General features: G+C 73.3%; 17 protein-coding genes and 1 pseudogene. 11 read left to right on the top strand and 7 right to left on the bottom strand.

What is annotated here, in order from left to right; translation table 11 throughout:
- Positions 1-8: 8 nt before the first annotated feature.
- The 5 genes from AC3YNX_RS16400 to AC3YNX_RS16380 all read left to right on the top strand — a co-directional run bounded on the left by AC3YNX_RS16400 (position 9) and on the right by AC3YNX_RS16380 (position 4,036).
- A complete protein-coding gene (locus tag AC3YNX_RS16400; RefSeq protein ID WP_241248916.1) occupies positions 9-314 on the top strand; it encodes a helix-turn-helix domain-containing protein in 306 nt (101 codons plus the stop codon).
- Entirely contained in the window at positions 311-655 is a 345-nt protein-coding gene (locus AC3YNX_RS16395) for a hypothetical protein (protein WP_489996161.1), read from the top strand. Before AC3YNX_RS16400 ends, AC3YNX_RS16395 begins: the two co-directional genes overlap by 4 nt.
- A 242-nt stretch (positions 656-897) precedes the next feature.
- A complete protein-coding gene (locus AC3YNX_RS16390; RefSeq protein ID WP_489996160.1) occupies positions 898-1,938 on the top strand; it encodes an Atu2307/SP_0267 family LLM class monooxygenase in 1,041 nt (346 codons plus the stop codon).
- 52 nt (positions 1,939-1,990) lie between these two features.
- Positions 1,991-3,355 (top strand): DNA polymerase IV, encoded by a 1,365-nt coding sequence (locus AC3YNX_RS16385; protein WP_489996159.1) that lies wholly within the window; start codon positions 1,991-1,993, stop codon positions 3,353-3,355.
- 366 nt (positions 3,356-3,721) lie between these two features.
- Positions 3,722-4,036 carry a hypothetical protein gene (locus AC3YNX_RS16380; RefSeq protein WP_489996158.1) on the top strand — a complete coding sequence of 105 codons (315 nt, stop codon included), beginning with the start codon at positions 3,722-3,724 and terminating at the stop codon, positions 4,034-4,036.
- 54 nt (positions 4,037-4,090) lie between these two features.
- On the opposite strand, the gene AC3YNX_RS16375 is transcribed toward AC3YNX_RS16380, so the two are convergent.
- Positions 4,091-5,545 (bottom strand): MFS transporter, encoded by a 1,455-nt coding sequence (locus AC3YNX_RS16375; RefSeq protein ID WP_489996157.1) that lies wholly within the window; start codon positions 5,543-5,545, stop codon positions 4,091-4,093.
- A gap of 119 nt (positions 5,546-5,664) precedes the next feature.
- On the opposite strand from AC3YNX_RS16375, the gene AC3YNX_RS16370 reads away from it, so the two are divergent.
- Together AC3YNX_RS16370 and AC3YNX_RS16365 are read left to right on the top strand one after the other, a co-directional pair.
- Complete coding sequence (locus tag AC3YNX_RS16370) at positions 5,665-6,243, top strand: TetR/AcrR family transcriptional regulator (protein ID WP_489996156.1); 579 nt, start codon at positions 5,665-5,667, stop codon at positions 6,241-6,243.
- Between the two features lie 36 nt (positions 6,244-6,279).
- Positions 6,280-7,425 (top strand): winged helix DNA-binding domain-containing protein, encoded by a 1,146-nt coding sequence (locus AC3YNX_RS16365; RefSeq protein WP_489996155.1) that lies wholly within the window; start codon positions 6,280-6,282, stop codon positions 7,423-7,425.
- A gap of 9 nt (positions 7,426-7,434) precedes the next feature.
- Here AC3YNX_RS16365 and AC3YNX_RS16360 read toward each other — a convergent pair whose 3' ends face one another.
- Positions 7,435-8,643: an MFS transporter gene (locus AC3YNX_RS16360; RefSeq protein ID WP_489996154.1), complete on the bottom strand. Its 1,209-nt coding sequence runs from the start codon at positions 8,641-8,643 to the stop codon at positions 7,435-7,437.
- Between the two features lie 228 nt (positions 8,644-8,871).
- On the opposite strand from AC3YNX_RS16360, the gene AC3YNX_RS16355 reads away from it, so the two are divergent.
- Entirely contained in the window at positions 8,872-9,747 is an 876-nt protein-coding gene (locus tag AC3YNX_RS16355) for a hypothetical protein (RefSeq protein ID WP_489996153.1), read from the top strand.
- Here the strand turns inward: AC3YNX_RS16355 and AC3YNX_RS16350 are convergent.
- The 5 genes from AC3YNX_RS16350 to AC3YNX_RS16330 all read right to left on the bottom strand — a co-directional run bounded on the left by AC3YNX_RS16350 (position 9,744) and on the right by AC3YNX_RS16330 (position 19,083).
- Positions 9,744-10,880, bottom strand: a complete 1,137-nt coding sequence (locus tag AC3YNX_RS16350; RefSeq protein WP_489996152.1) for a zinc-binding dehydrogenase — start codon at positions 10,878-10,880, stop codon at positions 9,744-9,746. The two genes, AC3YNX_RS16355 and AC3YNX_RS16350, sit on opposite strands and share 4 nt — an antisense overlap.
- An 81-nt stretch (positions 10,881-10,961) precedes the next feature.
- A complete protein-coding gene (locus tag AC3YNX_RS16345) occupies positions 10,962-12,827 on the bottom strand; it encodes a S9 family peptidase (RefSeq protein WP_489996151.1) in 1,866 nt (621 codons plus the stop codon).
- Position 12,828: 1 nt separating this feature from the next.
- Positions 12,829-14,613 carry an N-acetylglutaminylglutamine amidotransferase gene (locus tag AC3YNX_RS16340; RefSeq protein WP_489982806.1) on the bottom strand — a complete coding sequence of 595 codons (1,785 nt, stop codon included), beginning with the start codon at positions 14,611-14,613 and terminating at the stop codon, positions 12,829-12,831.
- Between the two features lie 72 nt (positions 14,614-14,685).
- Positions 14,686-17,274: a glutamate--cysteine ligase gene (locus AC3YNX_RS16335; RefSeq protein ID WP_489996150.1), complete on the bottom strand. Its 2,589-nt coding sequence runs from the start codon at positions 17,272-17,274 to the stop codon at positions 14,686-14,688.
- 96 nt (positions 17,275-17,370) lie between these two features.
- Complete coding sequence (locus AC3YNX_RS16330; RefSeq protein ID WP_489996149.1) at positions 17,371-19,083, bottom strand: DEAD/DEAH box helicase; 1,713 nt, start codon at positions 19,081-19,083, stop codon at positions 17,371-17,373.
- Positions 19,084-19,156: 73 nt separating this feature from the next.
- Here AC3YNX_RS16330 and AC3YNX_RS16325 point away from each other — a divergent pair, with 73 nt between their 5' ends.
- The 3 genes and pseudogenes from AC3YNX_RS16325 to AC3YNX_RS16315 form a co-directional block, all read left to right on the top strand.
- Positions 19,157-20,023 (top strand): putative protein N(5)-glutamine methyltransferase, encoded by an 867-nt coding sequence (locus AC3YNX_RS16325; RefSeq protein WP_489996148.1) that lies wholly within the window; start codon positions 19,157-19,159, stop codon positions 20,021-20,023.
- Positions 20,020-20,505: a DUF5709 domain-containing protein gene (locus AC3YNX_RS16320; protein WP_489996147.1), complete on the top strand. Its 486-nt coding sequence runs from the start codon at positions 20,020-20,022 to the stop codon at positions 20,503-20,505. Before AC3YNX_RS16325 ends, AC3YNX_RS16320 begins: the two co-directional genes overlap by 4 nt.
- Before the next feature lie 32 nt (positions 20,506-20,537).
- Positions 20,538-21,212 (top strand): annotated as a pseudogene (locus AC3YNX_RS16315) (alpha/beta fold hydrolase); the annotation flags it as partial.
- Between the last annotated feature and the right edge of the window lie 160 nt (positions 21,213-21,372).

The raw sequence follows: 21,372 nt of genomic DNA, 5'->3' as shown, positions 1-21,372 counted from the left end.
CGCCACCAATGATGCTCACGTCCGCACCTCCGCCTGCCCCCGCCGTCGACCGAGGCCCGGCCGGCCCCTGCCGAGAGTCGCTGCTGACCCGCCCCGCACTGAGCAAGCGGGAGATCGAGGTCGTCCTGGCCTGGCTGCGCTCAGACTCCAAGATCACCGCGTGCCGCCGGCTCTACATCTCCGTGGGCACCATGAACACCCACCTCTCCCGCGTCCGCGCCAAGTACGCCGACGTCGGTCGCCCCGCACCCACCAAGGCCGCGCTGCTCGCCCGGGCGCTGCAGGACAACCTCACCACGCTCGAGGAGTGGTGACCCGCTGCCTCGTCGCAGCGTCACCGGCGGCGCCGCTGCAGCAGGGACTGGTCTCGCACGAGGGGGCGACGCCATTCCCGGGGCTGCAGAAAAGGCGCTGCGCGAGGGGTTTGGGTGTCGTTGCTGTCGATCGAACAGCAGATGGCGCAGGAGAGCCGGAAAGGGCACCGTTCTTCCTGTCGATCACCAGAGCGTCCACCGCTGAGGAAGAGGAATGCACCGCCATGGCACCAGCACAGGAAAGGCTGATCGTCAACGAGATCACCGCGGACTTTCGTGGTGGGTGGGAATGCTTGATGTTCGTCAGTGGCCGCATGCTGGACGAGCAGCGCCGCCCATGACTTGTCCGGCGGATGGCTGAGCGCTCCGCTGGATGATGAAGCCGGGGCCGGAGGGGAGCCGGCCCGGGTGCTGTGCCGATGGGGGCATCGGCACAGCATCCTGACGGCACCTCCATCCCGCACGCCGGGACGGAGGTGCCGTTCGGTGTTCTCTGCCGTTCTGTGTTCACCGTGTCCGGGCGCCCACACGGTGCGTCCGTAGACTCCGCGCGTAGCCGGTGAATCCCTGGGAGGCCTGCCCCGTGCGTCTTGGCATCGACAGCTTCGTCTCCGCGGTCACCGACCCGGAGACCGACCAGGTGGTCAGCCCCGTCGACCGGGTGGCGCACCTGCTGGAGGAGGTCACTCGCGCCGACGAGGTGGGCCTGGACCACTTCGGCATCGGCGAGCACCACCGGAGCGAGTACTACGACTCCGCCCCGGCTGTGCTGCTGGCCGCCGCCGCAGCGCGCACCTCGCGCATCCGGCTGAACAGCGCCGTGGCCGTGCTCAGTGCCGCCGACCCGGTGCGCGTGTTCCAGGAGTTCGCCACCCTGGACCTGGTCTCCCGCGGCCGCACCGACCTCGTCGTCGGGCGCGGTTCCTTCACCGAGGCGTTTCCGCTGTTCGGGCTGAGCCTGCGCGACTACGACACCCTGTTCAGCGAGAAGCTCGACCTGCTGCTGAAGATCCGGGACTCGGTCACCGTCACCTGGTCGGGCGAGCACCGCCCCGCGCTCACCGGCCAGGCCGTGTACCCGCGCCCCGTGCAGGACCCGCTGCCCATCTGGCTGGGCGTGGGCGGCACCCCGGAGTCGTTCGCCCGCGCGGGACTGCTCGGTCTGCCCCTGATGGTGGCCATCATCGGCGGGCAGCCACGGCAGTTCGCCCCGCTGGTGGACCTCTACCGGCGCGCAGGCGCGCAGGCAGGGCACCCACCGGAGCAGCTGAAGGTCGGCGTGCACGTCTTCGGCTACGTCGCCGACACCGACCAGCGAGCCGCTGACGAGTTCTTCCCGGGCTGGCTGGAGATCTTCACCCGCATCGCCCAGGAGCGCGGCGGGGCCCGGCCGAGCCGGGCCGGCTACGACGCCACCTGTGGCCCCAGGGGCGCCTACTTCATCGGCGCCCCGGACACGGTGGCGGCCAAGCTGCTGCGGCTGTCGGCGGACCTCGGCGGGGTCGACCGCGTGTCCCTGCAGATGACCAACGTCCGGCTGGCCCACCACGCCCTGCTGCACGGCATCGAGCTGCTGGGCACCGCGGTGGCCCCCATCGTCCGCGAGGCGCTCGGCAGCGAGTAGACCGTTCGAGGAGGCGGGGCAGACAGGGAGAGGCAGGACGGTGGACTCGGGCGTGCTGATCGTGCACGTGGACGCCGATGCCTTCTTCGCCAGCGTGGAGCAGCGCCAGAAGCCCTCGCTCGCCCACTCCCCGGTCATCGTCGGCGGGCTCGGTCCGCGGGGTGTGGTGGCCACCGCCAGCTACGAGGCCCGGCGCTTCGGCGTGGGCTCGGCGATGTCCACCGCCACGGCGCTGCGCCGGTGCCCCAGCGGGATGTTCCTGTCCCCGCGGATGCGGGCCTACCGGGAGCACTCCGCAGCCATCATGGCGGTGCTGCGGGAGCGGGCGGACGTGCTGGAGCAGGTGAGCATCGACGAGGCGTACCTGCAGGTGACCCTGGACGGCGACGACCCGCGGGAGGTGGTGGCGGCCCTGGCCGAGCAGGTGTGGCTGCGCACCGGGCTGCGGGTGTCGGTGGGTGCGGGCGCGTCCAAGCTGGTGGCCAAGCTGGCGGCGGGCGCGGCCAAGCCCCGCGGGGTGCGGGTGGTGACGCGCGCCGAGGAGCAGGCGTTCCTGGACGCGCTGCCGGTGTCGGCGCTGCCCGGGGTGGGGCCCATCGCGCAGACCAAGCTGGCCGAGGTCGGGGTGCGGACCGTGGCCGAGCTGCGGGTGCAGCAGCCGCGGTCGATGGAGCGGCTGCTGGGGGTGGCCGCCGGGCACGCGGCCCTGGCGCTGGCGCACGGGCAGGACACCCGGCCGGTGGCGCCGGGCGGGCCGGCCAAGTCGATCAGCGCCGAGCGGACCATGGACTTCGACGTGCCCGCCTCCCGGCTCGACCCGGTGCTCGACCACGTCCTCGCCGCGGCGCACACCCGGCTGGTGGCCGCCGGCGTCGCGGCCCGCACCGTCACCGTGCGATTGCGGGACGCACAGTTCGTCACCATCGGCCGGTCGGTGTCGCTGGGCAGCGCGTCGGCACAGCTGGGCCCGCTGCGCGCCGCGGCCCGCGACGCCCTGCAGGCCAGCATCAGCGCCCTCGGCCTGGACGCCGAGGAGGAGTCCGGTGCCGGGGCGCGGCTGCTCGGGGTGGCGCTGTCCGCGCTCACCCAGGACGCGCAGCTGAGCCTGCTGCCCGACGAGGACACCGCCACGGCGGACACCACGCTCCCGGAGACGGCCCCGGCGGACGCTCCCGCCGCGGCGACCCCGCCGCAGTGGCCGGTGGGGGCGGACGTGGCGCACGACGAGCACGGCCGCGGCTGGGTGGTGCGCCACGTGGACGCCGAGCACGCCCCGTCCGGGCACGCCGAGGTGGTGGTCCGGTTCGAGGAGGCCGACTCGCGCACCGCGGTGCAGCGCCGCTTCGCCGTGGACGACACCCAGCTGCGCGCGGTGGACCCAGCGCCAGTGCGCCCACCGCAGCAGTCGCGCACGTAAGGGGCCACCCGGAGCTCGCGGCTGCTCGACAGGTGGCCTGGGGCGGCCACCCGGAGCGGGCGGGGGATGCTCGACGGGTGGCCGGTATGGGGGCTGGCCCGTCAACCGCCTCTCGGCGAGTGGCCGCTCGTAGCGGCTGAAGGTGAGGCCCGGGGGTGAATCGGACCAGCCGATCGGTACAACGCTGCGAGGCCCGGAACATTCCCGCCCCGGGTCACCCGTTCAGCAGGTCAGCGCAGGGCCGGCGGTGCCGGACGAACAGCCCGGTGTGCTCGCGCGGACCACGGCAAAGGCTCCGAGGATGGTGGCGGCGTAGCCGGGCCCCGCCTGCACCGGCGACCCACCCCGAGGCGCATACTCGAACACATGTTCGAGTCATGGCCGCCGCAGTTCGCCCCGCCGTGTCGCCGGGAGGTCCAGCCGCCCCGGCCGGTGCTCGTCGACCTGGGGGCGGTGCTGCCCACGCCGCCGCCCACCAAGGGGGCGCTGCCCATGCGGGTGCGCGCCGGCGGGCTCAGCTTCACCGGGCAGACCGAGGGGGCGCTGCTGGCGTGGGCGCGCACCACCCAGGGCGCCTGGCTCGGCTTCGTCCGCTTCACGGTGCGCACGGCCAACGGCCAGGGCAGCGTGGAGGTGCAGCAGTGGGTGCCCGACCAAGCGCTGCGCCCTGCAGACGACTGAGGCGCCGCGACGGTGGCTCGCCGCTGCGGCGCCTCAGTGGCTCGGGGGCAGTGGCTAGCCGGGAACGCCGATCGTGGCCCGCTCTTCCTTGCGCACCTTCTGGTGCGGGATGAACAGCGCCACCACGGCAGCCAGGCCCGACATGATCGCGCACGCCAGGAACAGCTGGCGGTAGGCGGTGAGCGAGGGCACCGCGATGCTGCCGATGGCCACGGTGCTGGCCGCCAGGATGCTGCCGCCGACCGCGCTGGCCAGGGAGCTGCCGACCGAGCGGACCAGGGTGTTCAGCCCGTTGGCCGCGGCGATCTCGTGCGACGGGGTGTGCGCGTTGATCAACGAGGGCATGGCCGCGTAGCCGATGCCCGTGCCGATGCCGACGATGGTGGTGCCCGCGATCACCTGGAACAGCGACCCGGTCATCACCATGCGCAGCAGCCAGCCCACGGCCACGATCACCGCGCCCAGGGCCAGCGTCTGCGGGCCACCACGCACGGCGACCAGCTTGGCCGAGATGGGCGCGAAGAACAGCATGCACAAGCCGCTGGGCAGCAGCGCGAGTCCACCCACCAGCATGGAGGAGCCGAAGCCGTAGCCGCTGGACTCCGGCGCCTGCACGTAGGAGGAGGTGCCGATCAGCGAGGCGTACAGCGCGAAGCCGAACAGCGCGGAGGCGATGTTGGTCAGCAGGATGGGCGGGCGGCGCAGGGCCACCAGGTCGACCAGCGGGTCCTTGGCGCGGTGCTGCCACCAGCCGAAGACCGCGAAGAGCACCACCGAGAGCGCCAGCAGGCCGATCACCTTGGCCGAGCCCCAGCCCCACTTCGACGTCTCGGCCAGCGGCAGCAGCAGCGAGACGAGGGCGCCGGCCAGCAGGACGGTGCCCAGCGCGTCGATGCGACCGCCACTGCGTGCACGCGCCTCCGGGACGAACGCCAGCACACCGGCGAAGGCGATGGCGCTGCCGCCGGCCATCATCCAGAACAGGACGTGGAAGTCGGCGTGGTCGGAGATGTAGCCGGCCAGCGGAAGGCCCAGTGCACCGCCCACACCCAGCATGGCGCTGACGATGGCGATGCCGGTGCCGGCCCGCTCCTTGGGCAGCAGCGTGCTGAGCAGGCTGATGCCCAGCGGGACGGCCGCCATGGAGATGCCCTGGATGGCGCGGCCGAAGATGAGCAGGGCGATGTTGCTGGTGACGGCGGTGATCAGCGAGCCGAGGACCAGCACGCCCAGGGCGATGAGCAGCATCCGCCGCTTGCCGAACATGTCCCCCATGCGGCCGAGCACCGGGATGGAGATGGCGGCGACCAGCAGGGTGGAGGTGAGCAGCCACTGCACGTTGTCCGGCGAGGTCTCCAGCTGGACCGGGAGCCGGGCCAGCACGGGGATGAGGATGGACTGCGACAGCGACACCACCAGGGCGCCCAGTCCGACGAAGAACAGCCAGGCGCCGGTCCGTCCTGGTGGAGCCTCGCTGGAGGTGCCGGTGGGGGCGGCGTCAGCGGTCATTCGCGGAGATCTCCTCATCGTGGGGTCGTGCACGCCTGCCGACGTGGCCGACCGGGGAGTCAACACTGTTGACCTGGAGGTGTCAACAGTGTTGACAGACGCTCGGGCATAATGGGCAAATGTCCGATTTACCTGGTCAGCGAGCCGCCGGGCCCCCGCGGGCCACCCGGGACCTCATCGCGCAGCACGCGGCCGAGCTGTTCGAGGACCAGGGCTACGCCGCCACCTCGATCCGCGCCATCGCCCGCGCCGCCGGGGTGGACCCGGCACTGGTGATGCGGCACTTCGGCTCCAAGGAAGAGCTGTTCGTGCACGTGCTGGGCTTCGAGAAGTACTTCGGCCCCAAGCTCGACGGGCCGGCGGAGACGCTGGGCGCCGGCCTGGTCGACTACGTGCTGTCCCCGGACCACGGGCACATGCGGCGGACGTTCCTCGCCCTGGTGCGCGCCTCCGACCGGGCGAGCGTCCGGGTGGGTCTGCAGAAGGCCATCCGCAGCTCCTTCGTGGACCAGCTGGCCCCGCGCCTGGCCGGCCGGGACGCGGAGCTGCGGGCCAACCTGATCTCCGCCCAGCTGGGTGGGCTCATCCAGAGCTGGTCCATGAGCGACCTCGACCACCTCCCCGACGGGCACCGGCGCCGCATCGTCGAGCACTACGGCCGCGCCGTGCAGCAGCTGCTGGACGCCCCACCCGACTGACGGCCCCCAGCGCTGCGCCGTGGCACCCTCGAGCGCATGAGCACGACCTCGGGCAGCCCCCTGGCCGTCACCCGCGCGCAGGTGCTGCGCTCTCGGGTGCGCACCCAGCAGCTCGACCGCGAGCCGGCCAGCGCCTCCGTGGCCACGACGGACGTGCTGGACCTGGGCGTGCAGGACACCGGAACCGGCGGTGCCGCGTGGTCGCTCACCAACCGCGGGTGCGCGGTCCCCAGCACCGGTGACGACGAGCTCGCGCTGGCCTGGACGGTGCGCGGCGCCCCGCACGCCTACCGGCGCACCGACCTGCCCGACGTGGAGCTGGCGCTGCGCCCGTGGTCAGACCGCGACGCGGGCAAGCGGATCTTCGACGCCAGCAAGCCGTTGACGGCTGCAGGCATCGGCACCCTGGACGCCCTGGCTGCAGTGGCCACCGAGCTGCGCGACCTCGTGGACGCCCCGATGGTCAAGGGCGAGCTGTCGGGGCGGCTGGCCGAGCGGATGCCCGAGCCGTACCTGCGCTGGTGCACGCCGTGCAGCGCCACCCACCTGCACGAGATGCCGTTCCGGCTCGCGGCGCTGCACGCGGGCCTGGAGCTGGCGGCGGGCACCTCTCCCCCGGTGCTGCGCCGGGTGCCGGGCTGGCCCGCCGACCAGGTCGCCAACCTGGACGCGGCCGCCGTCCCCGACCGGCTGCACCTGGTGCGGGCGTTCCTGCACCACCTGGGCCCGGCGACCCCGGCAGAGGTCGCGGCCTACCTGGACGCCCCGCTGGCCGACGTGCGGCAGCAGTGGCCCGACGACGTGGTGGCCGTGCAGGTTGACGGCCAGGCAGCGAGTTCGTGGGTGCTGGCCGCCGACGCCGATGTCCTCCGTGGTGCCGCCGAGGACCAGCCGTCCGTGGTGCGACTGCTGGGCCCGTTCGACCTGTTCCTGCAGAGCCGCGACCGCGAGCGGGTGGTGCCCGACGCGGCGCACCGCAAGGACCTGTGGCGCACCCTCGGCCGGCCCGGGGCGGTGCTGGCCGACGGCGAGGTGGTGGGGACGTGGCGCCCCCGCGCGACGGGCCGACGGCTGCGCCTGGAGCTGTCGCCGTGGCAGGAGTGGAGCACCGGAGTGCGAGCGGCGGTGGAGCGCGAGGCGCAGCGGCTGGCCGAGCACCGTGGGCTGGAGCTGGTGCCCTGACCGGACGGGTCAGCTCCCGACAGACACCGGCTCCTCGGCCTCGGCCGCCACCAGCGCAGGGGTGCGCTCGCGGCGGTTGAGCACCAGCGAGAGGATCAGCAGCGCGAGCCCCACCGCGACCAGCCCAGCACCCACCAGGTTGGGCGCGCGAAAGCCTGCCCCCGCGGCGATCACCAGTCCGCCCAGCCAGGCACCCAGGGAGTTGGCCACGTTGAAGCCGGACTGGATGGCCGAGGAGACCATGGTGGGCGCGTCCTCGGCCTGCCCGATGATCCGTGTCTGGATGGCCGGGCCCATGCCCATGCTGAACAGGCCCACGAAGAACAGCAGCGTCACCGCCAGCCACGGCACGGACGCCCCCAGGCTCAGCAGCACGAGCACCACCATCAGCCCGACCAACCCGGCCACCAGGGTGCGCTCGGGGGCCCAGTCGGCGAGCTTGCCGCCCAGGTAGGAGCCGATGGTCATGCCCACACCCACCACGATCAGGATGCCGGTGATCGAGCTGGGCGCGAAGCCGGCCACGTCGGTCATCATCGGCGTCACGTAGCTGTAGCAGGCGAACAGCCCACCGAAGCCGAAGGTGACCACCGCCAGCGACAGCAGCACCTGCGGCCGGCGCAGCGCAGCCAGCTCGTGGCGCAGCACCGGAACCTCGTCGTCGGGAGCGCGCTCGACGGTCGGGACGAGCACCGACACCGCCACCATGGTGGCCACCCCGATGACGGCCACGGCGGCAAAGGCGTAGCGCCAGCCCAGCGACTGTCCCAGCAGCGTGGCGCCGGGCACGCCCACCACGTTGGCGATGGTGAGGCCCAGGAACATCATGGACACCGCCCTGGCCCGGCGACCGGGCTCGACCATGCCGGCCGCCACCACCGCCCCCACGCCGAAGAACGCACCGTGCGGCAGCCCGGCGATGACGCGGGCGGTCAGCAGCAGCTCGTAGGTGGGGGCGAGGGCGGAGAGCAGGTTGCCCGCCGCGAACAGGCCCATCAGCCCGAACAGCACCGTCTTGCGCGGCAGCCGCACGGTGGCCGCGGTGAGCACCAGCGCGCCCACCACCACCCCGGCGGCGTAGCCGGAGATGAGGTGACCCGCCGTGGGGATGGAGATCCCGACGTCCGCAGCCACCTCGGGCAGCAGACCCATGATCACGAACTCCGTGGTGCCGATCGCAAAACCGCCGAGAGCAAGCGCGAGCAGCGCGACAGGCAAGAGATTTCCTCCGAAGGACGAGCGAGAGTCGGCAGCCGGACGAGCGGCGCAGCAGGACCTGTCTCAGGTTAGGCGCCGGGCCCCGCCAGGGCCCCCCAGTGCTGCCAACATCACGTCCTGAACCGCCACCATCACGTCCCGCCACGCCTGGCTCTGGTCCCAGAATCCCGGCCACCGGGCACTCGCAATGTTCGCCACCTCCGCGCCATTCCGTGAGATGGTGACGAAATGGTCGAGAACGCCGGGCTCCCGCACCAGCACCTCAGCTGCGAGCAGCAGCTGGTCGACGCCTGCACCGCGCTGCTCTCCGGAGCCGGCTCCGCCCAGCAGTTTCGGCACCACTTCGCCGGGGCAACGGTGTACGTGGAGCGCTCGCCGGAGGCCGACCTGATGGTGCGCACCGTGCCCGGCATGGGCAGCTGGGTGCTGGCCTTCTCCTGTCCGCAGCGCCTGGAGGGCTACGAGGGTCCGTGCCGGTGGCAGGTGCTCACCGGTGGCGAGCTGCAGTCCCAGCTGCCGCCGGACGTGGGCATCCTGGTCGATCCGGCCGACCCGCACACCGTGGCCCTGCCGCCACCGCGCTCGGGCGCCCGCCGGTGGGCCGGGCCGCTGGAGGCGATGGTGCTGCTGCGCCCGGCCCTCAACGACAACGAGCCGCTGCTCTACGCCGCCACCAGCCCGGCGGCCGGTGCGCGCGAGGCGCAGCTGGGCGAGGTGGAGCGTCGCCTGGGCCATCCGCTGGAGCGGCTGCACCGCGAGCTGCTGGCCTGCGTCAACGGCTGGCGCGGCTTCACCACCTTCGTGGACCTGCTGAGCACCGACGAGCTGGGCCGCGGTGCACGCTGGGAGAGCGAGCGCACCCGCACCGCGCAGTGGTTCGCCGGTCGCGACGGCAGCGTCGATCCCGCCACCGTCTACCTGCTGGGGGCCAGCGAGCCGGAGGAGTCGCTCAACCAGCTGTTGCTGTGGCGCCAGGGCCCGCTCTCCCCCCGCGGCGGTCGCCCGGTGATCTGGCTGGACGGCGACCACGCCGACCACTACCCCGACCTGTACGAGCTGCTGGTCGCCGAGCTGGCGGCCCAGCAGGACAGCCTCACCCGCTAGCTGTTCGGGGTGATCAGGTACTTCGCGCCGGTGGACTGCGACCCGTAGCCGGCCATCTCCGACAGCTGCAGCGCCTGGGCCAGGGAGACCTCCTTGGCGTAGCGGCTGGCGAAGGTGGTGGTCAGCTCCGCGGCCACCCGCTCCTGCAGGCGGCGTCGCACGTCGTGGCCCACCCGCTGCAGGAACGGGAACAGCAGCCAGCCGCCCATCCCCCACGCGAAGCCGAAGTTGCGCCGGATCTCGGTGGGGCGCGGGTCCAGCGCGCCGTAGATGTAGACCTGCTTGTGCACGTCGGTGCCGTAGCGGGAGTACTCGGTGACGTTGCGGTTGAGGGCCTGCTCCATGCAGGTGAGGATCTGCCCCGCCCCGTTGCCGCCGCCGATGGCGTCGAAGGCGATGGTCGCCCCGGTGGCGGCGATCGCGTCGGTGAGGTCGGACATGAAGCTGTCCGAGGTGGAGTTGCAGACGTGGGTGGCGCCGAGCTCGCGGAGCAGGTCCTCCTGCTCCTGCTTGCGGACGATGTTCACCATCCCGATGCCGTCGGCCAGGCAGATCTTGTTCAGCATCTGGCCCAGGTTGGACGCCGCGGCGGTGAACACCAGCGCGGAGTGACCCTCGCGGCGCATCGTCTCCACCATGCCCAGCGCGGTCAGCGGGTTCACGAACGCCGACGCGCCCTGCTCGGCGGTGACACCCTCGGGCAGCGGCATGCACTCCACGGTGCTGACGCAGCGGTACTGGGTGAACATCCCGCCGCCGATCATCGCCACCCGCTTGCCCAGCAGGGCCTGGGCCTGCGGGCCGGACCCGGCGGCCACCACCGTGCCCGAGCCCTCGTTGCCCACCGGCATGGGCACGTCCACCCGCTGGGCCAGGGCCCGCATGGCGGCGCTGGACAGCTCGGCGGTGACCACCGGCCGGGACTCGGTGCCCGAGGCCTGCGCGGTGCGCATGTCCGCACCGGCGAACAGCAGCCCGAGGTCGGAGGGGTTGATGGGCGCAGCCTCCACCCGCACCACCACCTCGTCCTCACCGGGTGCGGGCACCGGCACCTCCTCCAGCGACAGCTCCAGCCGCCCCGCGCTGCTCACCAGGGAACGAATCTCCAGGGTCGTGCTGGGCAGGTCGGTCATGGCGGGTGCTCCGATGCTCGGGGGAAGGGGGGCGTGCCCTCCACCCTCACACCCGTGGGTGCGCGCCGCCAGCGTTGCTGCTCAGCCGGCGTGCTGGGTGACCCAGCGGACCACCGCGTCCACCAGCGCGGCCCGGTTGGCCCGGGTGACGATCTCGTGGCCCTCGTCGGCGAACAGCAGCAGCTCGGCCTGCCCGCCCTGCCGCTGCACCGCCGCCACCACCTGCTCCGACTCCGACACCGGCACGTTGGTGTCGTGCGCGCCGTGCACCACCAGCAGCGGCGCGGTGAGCTTGGCGATGTGGCTGATGGGTGAGAGCTCCTCCAGCAGCTGGCGGTCGCGGACCGGGTGGCCGTACTTGGGGTAGGCCGCCTCGGCGATCCACGGCTCGGTGTTCTCGTAGAAGCTGGCCAGGCTGCTCATCCCGCAGATCGCCACCCCCGCGGCGAACAGCTCGGAGTGGAAGGTCAGCGAGGCCAGCGTCAGGTAGCCGCCGTAGGAGCGGCCCGCGCACGCCACCCGGGCAGGGTCGGCGATGCCCTCGGCCACCAGGTGAGCCACGCAGTCGGCCACGTCGTCGATCCCGGCGAAGCGCTTGTCCCCCTCGTCAGCGTGCACAAACGTGCGCCCGAACCCGCCGGAGCCACGGACGTTGGGCGCGAAGACGCTCACCCCCGCGTCCACCAGCGCGGGGTACAGCTCGCTGTAGGTCGGCCGTTCCTGTGCCTCCGGACCACCGTGGAAGTACAGCAGCACCGGGCCGGGACCGGAGTGCGCCGAGCGGTAGAGCCAGCCCGACAGCGGGGTCCCGTCGGTGGCGGTCAGCTCGCACAGCACCGGGGAGTGCACCGGCACCGGCGCTGGGTCCACCGGCTCCAGCGGGCCCCACTCCCCCGTGCGCGGCTCCACCAGCGCCACCGACGGCGGCATGCTGGGACCCTGCACGGTGACCGCGAGCATCGAGCCGCCCGCGCTGACGCTGAGGTCGGCGGCCACCAGCCCGGGCAGGTCCACCGGCGGGTGCAGGTGGCCGTCGGCAAGGTCGAGCACCTGCAGCTCGCTCACCCCGCCCACGTTCCACAGCAGCGCCACGGTCGAGCTGTCGTCGCTGACGACGAACTCGTCCAGGTCGCAGTCCGCCCGCTCGGCGAGCACCCGCCAGGAGATGGCCTCGCCGCCGCCCTCCCAGAGGGCAACCTCCAGCAGCCGGGCGTGCTCGCAGCCGTGGTCGCTGCGCACCAGGGCCCGGACGCGACGCCGGGCCGGCGGCTGGTCGGGCCCGTTCCAGCGGTACTTCTCCGGCCGCCCCGGGCTGTGCCGCTCGTCCAGGATGATGCCGACGTCGGTGGTGGAGCCCGGGTCGCGGGGCAGCAGCGGCAGGGCGGCACCGCCGCGCAGCATGAGCAGCTCGCGGTCACCGCGCGGCCCCACCCGCAGCAGCGCCGTGCCGTCCCAGGAGTCCACCAGGTGCCCACCCCGGCGGCGGTCGAGCACCTGCACCGCCTGGGTGTGCGGGTCCACCAGCCGAGCCTCGGCCACCCCGTCGGCGTCGATCGCCGTCACCGCCACCCGGGTGCCGTCCCAGCCGGCCAGCTCCATCGAGCAGTCCTCAGCCGTGCCCAGACGGCGGGCGGCGCGGTCGTCCGGATCGGTGGTCACCACCCACACCTGGGTGCGGGTGGCGCCGTCGGGGGCCATCTGGCAGGCGAGCCAGCGCCCGTCCGCGGAGTGGATGACCTTGGTGATGGGCCCGGACACCGGCAGCTCCACCCAGCGGGCGTGGGTGGTGGTGCGCCCGGACAGGAAGCGCTGCTCCGCCCGGGGGTAGCCACCCTCGTCGACGATGCAGGCGAACGCGGTGGCATCGGGCGAGAGCGAGGCGTGCGAGGTGAACCGGACCCGCTTGGTCAGCCCCGCCGGCTCCGGCAGCCCCACGAACGTCGTCACGCTAGAACCTCTCCATCGTCTGCAGCCACATCTCCAGCACCGCCACCTGCCACAACGAGCTGGACCCCAGGGTGGTCCGGTCCTCGTTGGGGGTGGCCAGCAGCTTCTCCAGCGCCTCGGGACGGTAGAGCGCCCGGTCGCGGGCGCTGCGACTGCCCAGGGCGTCGTGCACCAGCTCCAGCACACCGCCGTCGAGGTGCCGGATGCCGGGCACCGGGAAGTAGCCCTTGGTCCGGTCCACCACCGCCGCCGGCAGCAGCGCCCGGCTGGCGTCCTTGAGCACCCCCTTGCCGCCCGAGGCCAGCTTCAGCTCCGGCGGGCAGGTGGCGGCCAGCTCCACGAACTGGTGGTCCAGGAACGGCACCCGGGCCTCCAGCCCCCACGCCATGGTCATGGTGTCCACCCGCTTCACCGGGTCGTCCACCAGCATCACCGTGGTGTCCAGCCGCAGCGCGGCGTCCACCGCGGTGGACGCACCCGGGCGCTGCTGGTGGGCGCGGACGAAGTCGGCGCTGACGTCGTGGTCGAGGTGGTACTCCGCCGACAGCAGGGAGCCGATGGCGTCGTGCGGGCGGTCCACGAACACCGCCCGGTAGGCCTCGCTGGCCTGGGCCCGCGGCACCCCCAGCAGCGGGGGGTACCAGTCGTAGCCGCCGAGCACCTCGTCGGCGCCCTGACCGGACTGCACCACCTTGACGTGCTGGCTGACCTCCTGCGACAGCAGGAAGAACGCCACGCAGTCGTGGCTGACCATCGGCTCGCCCATCGCCGCGATCGTGGGCTCCACCGCCGGCAGCAGCCGCGCGGAGTCCACGTGGATCTGGTGGTGGGCGGTGCCGAAGGTGTTCGCAACCAGGTCGGAGTAGGCGTACTCGTCGCCGGACTCCCCGCCCGCGGAGTCGAAGCCGATGCTGAAGGTGGCCAGGTCGCGCTGGCCCTGCTCGGCCAGCAGCGCCACCACCAGGCTGGAGTCGATGCCCCCGGACAGCAGCACCCCCACCGGCACGTCGGCCACCATCCGGCGGGACACGGCGGTGCGCAGCGAGTCCAGCAGCGCCTGCTGCCAGTCGCGGGCGGACCAGTCGGCCCGGTCGGGGCTGGGCGCGAAGACGGGGTCCCAGTAGCGGTGCTCGCTGCTGGTGCCGTCGGGCTGCACCACCCGCACGGTGGCCGGTGGCAGCTTGCGCACCCCCCGGTAGATGGTGCGTGGGGCGGGCACCACCGAGTGGAAGCTGAGGTAGTGGTGCAGCGCCACCCGGTCGAGCTCGGTGTCCACCCCGCCCCCGGCCAGCAGCGCCTGCACCGACGACGCGAAGCGCAGCCGCCCCGGCGACTCAGCCAGGTACAGCGGCTTGATGCCGAGGCGGTCGCGGGCCAGGGTGAGCACGCCGCTGCGGTGCTCGAGCACGGCGAGGGCGAACATCCCGACGAAGTGCTGCACGCAGTCGCTGCCCCAGCGGTGGAAGGCCTTGAGCACCACCTCGCTGTCGGAGGTGGAGGCGAAGCGGTAGCCCTGCCCGGCCAGCTCCGCGCGCAGCTGCTGGTAGTTGTAGACGCAGCCGTTGAACACCAGCGACAGGCCCAGCTCCTCGTCCACCATCGGCTGGCTGCCGCGGCTGGACAGGTCGATGATGCACAGCCGGCGGTGTCCCAGCGCCGCGGCGCCGCGCACGTGCACGCCGCCGCCGTCGGGGCCGCGCGTGGTCATCGCCTCGGTCATCCGCTCGACCGCGCCCACGTCGGGGCTGGAGCCGTCGAACCTGATCTCGCCGCACAGGCCGCACATGTCGATCTCCTCGTCTCCTGGTGGTGACTGGTCCAGCCCGGAAGTCCGCAGCCCTGAGCTGCCCTGGGCTGCTCAGCCCTGGATCCAGGTGTCCTTCCCACCGCCGCCGCGCGAGGTGTTCACGATCTTGGTGCCCGCGGGCGCCACCCGGGTGAGCGCGGCCGGCACCACGTGCGCGTCCACCCGGTCGCCGTCGGCGCGCAGGTGCACGAACGCCCGCAGGTCCACGTGGTGGGGGTAGAAGCCGGTGCCGTCGAAGGTGGGGTGGGTGGACAGCGGCACCACCTCCTGGGCGATGTAGCGCTCCGGGTGGGTCATCAGCTCCACCCGACGCTCGGCCAGCTCCTCGTCGGTGCACTCCGGCCCGATGGTGATGCCCGCACCACCGAAGCCGTCGATGGGCTTGACCACCAGCTCCGCGAGCCGGCCGAGCACCTCGTCGCGCTGGGCGCGGTCGGCGCACACCATGGTGGGCACCTGGTCGAGGATGGGCGCCTGGCCCAGGTAGTAGTCGATCATCGCCGGGACGTAGGGGTAGATCGCCTTGTCGTCACCCACCCCGTTTCCCAGCGCGTTGGCCAGGGTCACGGTGCCGTTGCCCAGCGCCTCGGTGAGCCCCTGGCGCAGCGGCTGGCCGTCGTGGCCGAGGGAGGACAGCAGCATGTCCTCGTCCATCCGCACGTAGAGCACGTCGATGCGCCGGGACTGGCGCCCGTGGTGCAGGTGCAGCACTCCGTCGTTCACCGAGAGGTTCTCCGTGCGCACCAGCGGCAGCCCGGTCTGGTCGGCGATCAGCTTGTGCTCGAAGTAGGCCGAGTCCTGCCAGCCGGAGGTGAGCACCGCGGCGGACACCGCGTCACCGGCCCGCGGGGGTGCGGCGGCCAGCAGGGTGTCCCGGATCATCCCGGCCACCGCGTCGTGGGAGAGCACGTCGGCCGGCATCTCCAGCTCGGGGAGAGTTCCGCACATCAGGCTGCGGTTGGCCAGGGCGTAGGCGACGCCGGAGGGCACCCGCAGGTTGTCCTCCAGCACCAGCCACGAGCCGGGTCCGGTGCACACCAGGTCGACCCCGCTGAAGTGGGTGCGCACCCGCCCGCGTGGGGCCAGCAGCCCGCTCTCGCGCAGGCCCGGCGCCCGGTCGAGCACCTCCGGCGGCAGCACCCCGTCGTGCACCAGCGTGCGCTCGCCGTAGACGTCCTCGATGAACGCGTTGAGCGCCAGCGTGCGCTGGGCGAGGCCGCGCTGCAGCAGCTCCCAGTCGTGGGCGGGCACCAGCCGCGGCACCACGTCCAGCGGGAAGATCTGCGGCTGGCCCTCCCCGCTGACCCGGAAGGTCACCCCGTCGATGCTCTGCTCCCGCTCCACCTCCGCCTGCCGCTTGCGCAGCCCGGCCGGACCGAGCCCGGCGGCGAGCTTCAGCACGTGCTGGTACTCCGGCCGCACCTCGCCCCGGTGGTCCACGGCCTCGTCGTGCACGTCCACCACGGGGGGGCTGCCCAGCAGCTGGTAGCCGTGCAGCAGCGTGCCCTCGGGGTCGGAGATCTCCGCCTGCGGGGTGAGCAGGCACGCCGTCTCGGCCATCAGCAGGTCCACGACGTCGGTGAGCAGGCCGCGCCGGCGCAGGGTGCGGCGCTGACGGGAGGCGGAGCTCCCCACGTGCACGGCGCTGCGGGCCAGCTCGGAGATGGTGTCCCAGTCGCCGGTCTGCACCAGCTGCGGACGCAGCATCCGCACCAGCGAGTCGACCACCTCTCCGGCGGGACGGGGCGTGCCGGTGACCACGTCGACCAGCTCCCCCTCCAGCCCGGAGCGGGCCGCCCGCCACAGCGCGGCGCGGTTGAGCGTGGTGGAGACCTGCAGCGGCGGGACACCTGCCCGCAGGTCTGCCACCTCGCGCTCCACCAGCGCGCGGAAGAGGCCGGCGATGAGCACCACCGAGTCCACCGACGGGCAGCCGTCGCAGATCCGCAGCTCCAGGGTGGGCAGCCGGGTGGAGGGGCGGACGTCGAAGTAGACCATCCCCGGGTCGGTGATCACCCCGCTGGAGACCAGGTCGCCGACCAGCGCGTCGTACTCCGCGGCCGAGCCGGCGCCGCTGCTGGCGCCGGTGGTGGGCCAGCGCAGCCACACCAGGGTGCGGGCGCTGGCGTAGCCGGTGTCCGAGCCGTCGGCCCAGAACGGCGAGCTGGAGCTGAGCGCGAGGAAGACCGCCAGGTAGGGCGCCACCCGGTTGGCCACCACCACCGCCTCGTCCCGGTCGGGCAGGTCCACGTGCACCTGGGTGCCGCAGATCAGCTGCTCGCGGGCCAGCAGCTGGTAGTCGGCGAGCATCCGCCGGTAGCGCGGGGTCTGCGTCACCTGCATCTCCGAGGGCACCGACAGCGGCACCGCCCCCGCGGCCACCACCCCCATGCCCAGCTCGGCTGCCGCGCTGCACAGCATCCGCCGGTGACCGACCAGGTCGGCGCGCAGCGCCTGCAGGTCGGCGAACGCGCCGCTGTTCACCTCGACCACGCAGCGCTGCAGCTCCTCCACGTAGACCTGCGGAGGAAGCGTGGCCAGCAGCTCCGGCGCCCGCGCGGTGAGTCGTCGCGTGCGCGCGTCGACGAGGTGGAACTCCTCCTCGACGCCCATCTTCCTGATCCCCCCAGATGCAGTCATGCGGCCAAACGTAAGTGCGCCACGTGACGGACCGGTTACAGCAGCGTGACGCCCACGGCGCGACCCCACCGGACCTCGACCAGCCCGGGGACCGGTTCAGCTCAGGGCGTCGTCGGGCAACCAGTCCGCGCCCAGCAGCTCGGCGATGGAGTGCAGCGCCGTGGTGTCGGCACCCACGCTGTCGCTGCTCTGGCGCAACCGGTCCAGCATCACCGCGGCCACCTGCTCCTCCACGGTGCTCACCCCGTAGCCGAGGTACCACGGGCACACCTGGTGGTCGCGGTGCGTGCGCCCCAGCGTCTGGCGCGCCTCGATGCCCGAGTACGACGGCTGGTGGATCAGCCCCACCCGTGGGGTGGCGCTGGCCCGCGTGCCGTCGGCCAGCAGCTCGTTGGCGTGCAGGCTGATCGAGGAGCTGGTGTTGAACACCACGACGTCGGCGGCACCGCGCTGGAACAGCATCCGCTCGTGCTCGCGGTCGGCGTCCGGGCCGAAGATGCGGGCCACCTGCAGGCCCCGGTCGGTGAGCAGCTCGGCCAGCGGCTCGGCGGCGGTGCCCACGAAGTTCACCGACACCGCCACCTGGTAGCCGCGCTCCACCTGGGCGTGCACCCACTCCGCGCTCGCCGGGGCCCGCAGCATGCCGGCCTTCTGCCGGAAGCGCAGCACCGCCGCCCGCCCGCGAGCCACGTCGCGCCCGCGCCGGGCCAGGCCCATCTCCCGGCAGTACTCGCCCCACTCGCTCTCGTAGGCGCTGCGCTCGTCGACGGAGAGGTCCACCGGCAGGCCCTCCAGCGGCGCCGGCCCCCACGGTGCGGAGCGGTGCAGCATCACCGGTGGGTCGGCCTGGGTGAGCCAGCCGCGCACCGTCTCGGTGGCCGCCTGCTGCACCGCCCCGGACTCCTTGGCCTGCGCCGTCCAGGTCCACCGCGTGCGGGAGCGCTCCAGCGGGATGCCGGCGGCGGCCATCCGGGCGCCCAGCGGCGACCACCGCGCCGGCGGCTCGTCGTGAACCTGCGCGAACAGTGGCGACAGGTACGTCATCTCGCCGGGGTGGTGGCCGGGCGTGGCGGTGAGGGCGAGCACGAACGGCGCGGTGTCGTGGGCGTCGGTGTAGCGGGCGATGCGACGCATCGCGGTGGTGCGCTGGGTGTCGGTGTGCCGGTACAGGTGTGCCTCGTCCAGCACGCAGATGCCGAAGCGGTAGCGCGGCCTGCCGTTGCGGGCCAACAGCTTGCGCAGCTGGTCCGGCGAGAGCAGCAGCCAGCGCAGCCCGCCGTCGCCCACCGCGGCGATGGAAGCCCGCCAGTGCGCGATGGTGATGGAGGTGGGCCGGTCCACCGTCACCAGCACGCTGCTCTCCCCGCGCAGCTCGGCGATCTCGCGCACCGCCATGACCGCGGTGATGGTCTTGCCGGTGCCCGGGTCGTCGGCCAGGTAGAAGCCGCGGGCGCCGGCACGGGCGGCAGCGACGATGGCCTCGGCCCCGTCGCACTGCTCGGGCCGCGGCAGCCGCGGGTGGGCCTGCGCACCGGGGCCCACCTCGCCGTTGAGCTCGTCCTCCACGAAGCGCTGGTAGCTGTAGGGCAGCGAGGCGTAGGGCGCCAGCGCGGCGGGCAGCTCGGCGCCCACGTAGGCGTGGGCCTTCCAGGCCGGCACGTAGCTGACGCCGGGCAGCTGCACCCGGAAGGGCACCTCGAGGATCCAGATCCGCTCCCCCGGGCCCGCGGTGGGCGCCGGCTTGACCGTCTTGGCGGTGCGGGTGCGGGGGGTGCTGGCGCGGCGCCTGCTCGGTGCTCGGCCGGTCACGGCAGGGCTCTGCGGGAAGTGTCGATGGCGAACAGGCTAGCGCCTGCCCCCGTCGGGAGTAGGTTCGCCGCTGATGGCCGTCGACCTCGACCCCGAGCACGTCAGTGCGCTCGTCGCGCAGCTGCGTGCGGCGGGCTGCGTGTTCGCCGAGGACGAGGCCCAGCTCCTGGCACGGTCCGCCGACACCCTGGCTGAGCTGGCCGCGACGGTGGCCCGGCGCACGTCGGGAACCCCGCTGGAGCACGTGCTGGGCTGGACCGAGTTCGACGGTCTCGTGGTGGCGGTGGACCCCGGGGTGTTCGTCCCGCGCCGGCGCACCGAGGCGCTGGCCGAGCAGGCCGTGACGGCGGCCCGCTCGCTGGGGCGGCCCCCGCGGGTGGTGGTGGACCTGTGCTGCGGGTGCGCCGCGGTGGGGCTGGCGGTGCTCACCGGGCTGGCCAGCGGGCCTGAGCCCGTCGACGGGGTGCAGCTGTACGCCTCCGACATCGACGCGCCCGCGGTGCGCTGCGCCGCCCGCAACCTCGCCGGCACCGGTGCCCGGGTGCTGCACGGCGACCTGTTCGACGCCCTGCCGGCGCAGCTGCACGGGCAGGTGGACGTGGTGGTCGCCAACGTGCCGTTCGTGCCGACCGCCGAGCTGGCGCTGCTGCCCACCGAGGCGCGCGACCACGAGCCGCGGGTGGCCCTCGACGGTGGCCCGGACGGGTTGCGGGTGCTGGCGCGCACCTGCGCGGCAGCCCCGTCCTGGCTCGCCCCTGGCGGGCGACTGCTGGCGCAGACCAGCGCCGCGCAGGCGCCCCAGGCGTGCACCCTGCTGAGCGCGCACGGCCTGCAGCCGGCGGTGGTGCACGACCAGGAGCTGGACGCCACGGTGGTGCTGGGTCGCGCCCCTGAGCGGCACGAGCGCAGCCGCCCGCACAGTGACATCGTGGAGGCATGACCGGACCTGAGAGCTTCAGAGATGAAGGGGACAGCGAGTACAGCCTGGACCCCGAGGACCAGCTGCCCCAGGAGGACACCCTGCTCTACCGGGGCGTGGACGACGCCCTGGACGAGGGCTACTCGCCACCCGAGTACCCGCGCCCGGAGATGCGCCCGGACAGCTCGCCCACCTACGAGCGGGACGGCAGCGCCACCATGGACGAGCTGCTGGCGGAGGAGGTCCCCGACCCCGCGGCCGAGATCGACGAGCCGCTGGACCGCAACGACGAGTGGCGCTCCGACGTCGCCGAGCGGGCCAGCGAGTTCCCGCGGGACGAGGAGGTCGGCAGCCCGCGCTCCGGGCGGCTGGTCGCCCCGGACGAGGGCGTGGGCCCGGACCTCGACGCCGAGCTCTTCGCCGAGGACGTCGGCATCGACGGCAGTGCCGCCTCGGCCGAGGAGGCGGCGGTGCACGTGATCGACGAGGAAGCGACGGACTAGTCCACGCCCCACCACGCACGCACGGAGGCTCGATGTCCGGCTACGTCACCGTGAACGGGGTCAACACCTGGTACGCCGAGCACGGGTCCGGCGAGCCGCTGGTGCTGCTGCACGGCGGGATGAGCGACCAGCTCAACTTCATCGCCAACGTCGACGCGCTGGCCGAGCACTTCCACGTCTACGTCCCGGAGCGCCGCGGCCACGGGCACACCCCCGACGTCCCCGGCCCCATCACCTACGAGCTGATGGCCCAGGACACCGTCGCCTTCCTCGACGAGGTGGTGGGTGGTCCGTGCCGGCTGATGGGCCACAGCGACGGGGCGACCATCGGGCTGCTGGTGGCCCTGCGCCGACCGGACCTGGTGCAGCGGCTGGTCAGCGTGAGCGGCAGCATCCACCACAGCGGCAGCGTGGAGGGCTGGCTGGAGGCGGAGGCGCTGACGTCGGTGGTGGCCGACTCCTACGCCGCGGTGTCCCCCGACGGTCGCGAGCACCTCGCCGTGGTCGCCGCCAAGCTGGGCCGCATGTGGGCGGAGGAGCCGACCATGTCCCCGGAGGTGCTGCGCGACGTCGCCGCCCGCACCCTGGTGATGGCCGGCGACGACGACGGCATCGCGCTGGAGCACACCGCGGCCATGTTCCGGGCCATCCCGGACGCCGAGCTGGCGGTGGTCCCCGGCACGTCGCACACGCTGCTGCTGGAGAAGCCGGACCTGTGCAACCGCATGGTGCTCGACTTCCTGCTCCACGACGCCACCCCCACCCTGGTGCCGCTGCGGCGCGCGGGCCGGCGGGGACCAGCGGCGACCCGGCTCGCCGTTACTCGCACGCAACGCTCGCCTGACGCCCCGGCAACCCCCCGCCTGG

The organism is Rhodococcus sp. Z13_19A, assembly GCF_058133575.1.
This window is presented reverse-complemented; position numbering and strand designations above follow the sequence as displayed.

Excerpts from the sequence above, each read along its gene's own strand:
- AC3YNX_RS16400 (WP_241248916.1), top strand. The coding sequence starts at position 9 with ATGATGCTCACGTCCGCACCTCCGCCTGCCCCCGCCGTCGACCGAGGC.
- AC3YNX_RS16380 (WP_489996158.1), top strand. The coding sequence starts at position 3,722 with ATGTTCGAGTCATGGCCGCCGCAGTTCGCCCCGCCGTGTCGCCGGGAG.
- AC3YNX_RS16375 (WP_489996157.1), bottom strand. The coding sequence starts at position 5,545 with ATGACCGCTGACGCCGCCCCCACCGGCACCTCCAGCGAGGCTCCACCA.
- AC3YNX_RS16370 (WP_489996156.1), top strand. The coding sequence starts at position 5,665 with ATGTCCGATTTACCTGGTCAGCGAGCCGCCGGGCCCCCGCGGGCCACC.
- AC3YNX_RS16365 (WP_489996155.1), top strand. The coding sequence starts at position 6,280 with ATGAGCACGACCTCGGGCAGCCCCCTGGCCGTCACCCGCGCGCAGGTG.
- AC3YNX_RS16355 (WP_489996153.1), top strand. The coding sequence starts at position 8,872 with ATGGTCGAGAACGCCGGGCTCCCGCACCAGCACCTCAGCTGCGAGCAG.
- AC3YNX_RS16350 (WP_489996152.1), bottom strand. The coding sequence starts at position 10,880 with ATGACCGACCTGCCCAGCACGACCCTGGAGATTCGTTCCCTGGTGAGC.
- AC3YNX_RS16340 (WP_489982806.1), bottom strand. The coding sequence starts at position 14,613 with ATGTGCGGCCTGTGCGGCGAGATCAGGTTCGACGGCTCCAGCCCCGAC.
- AC3YNX_RS16335 (WP_489996150.1), bottom strand. The coding sequence starts at position 17,274 with ATGACTGCATCTGGGGGGATCAGGAAGATGGGCGTCGAGGAGGAGTTC.
- AC3YNX_RS16325 (WP_489996148.1), top strand. The coding sequence starts at position 19,157 with ATGGCCGTCGACCTCGACCCCGAGCACGTCAGTGCGCTCGTCGCGCAG.
- AC3YNX_RS16320 (WP_489996147.1), top strand. The coding sequence starts at position 20,020 with ATGACCGGACCTGAGAGCTTCAGAGATGAAGGGGACAGCGAGTACAGC.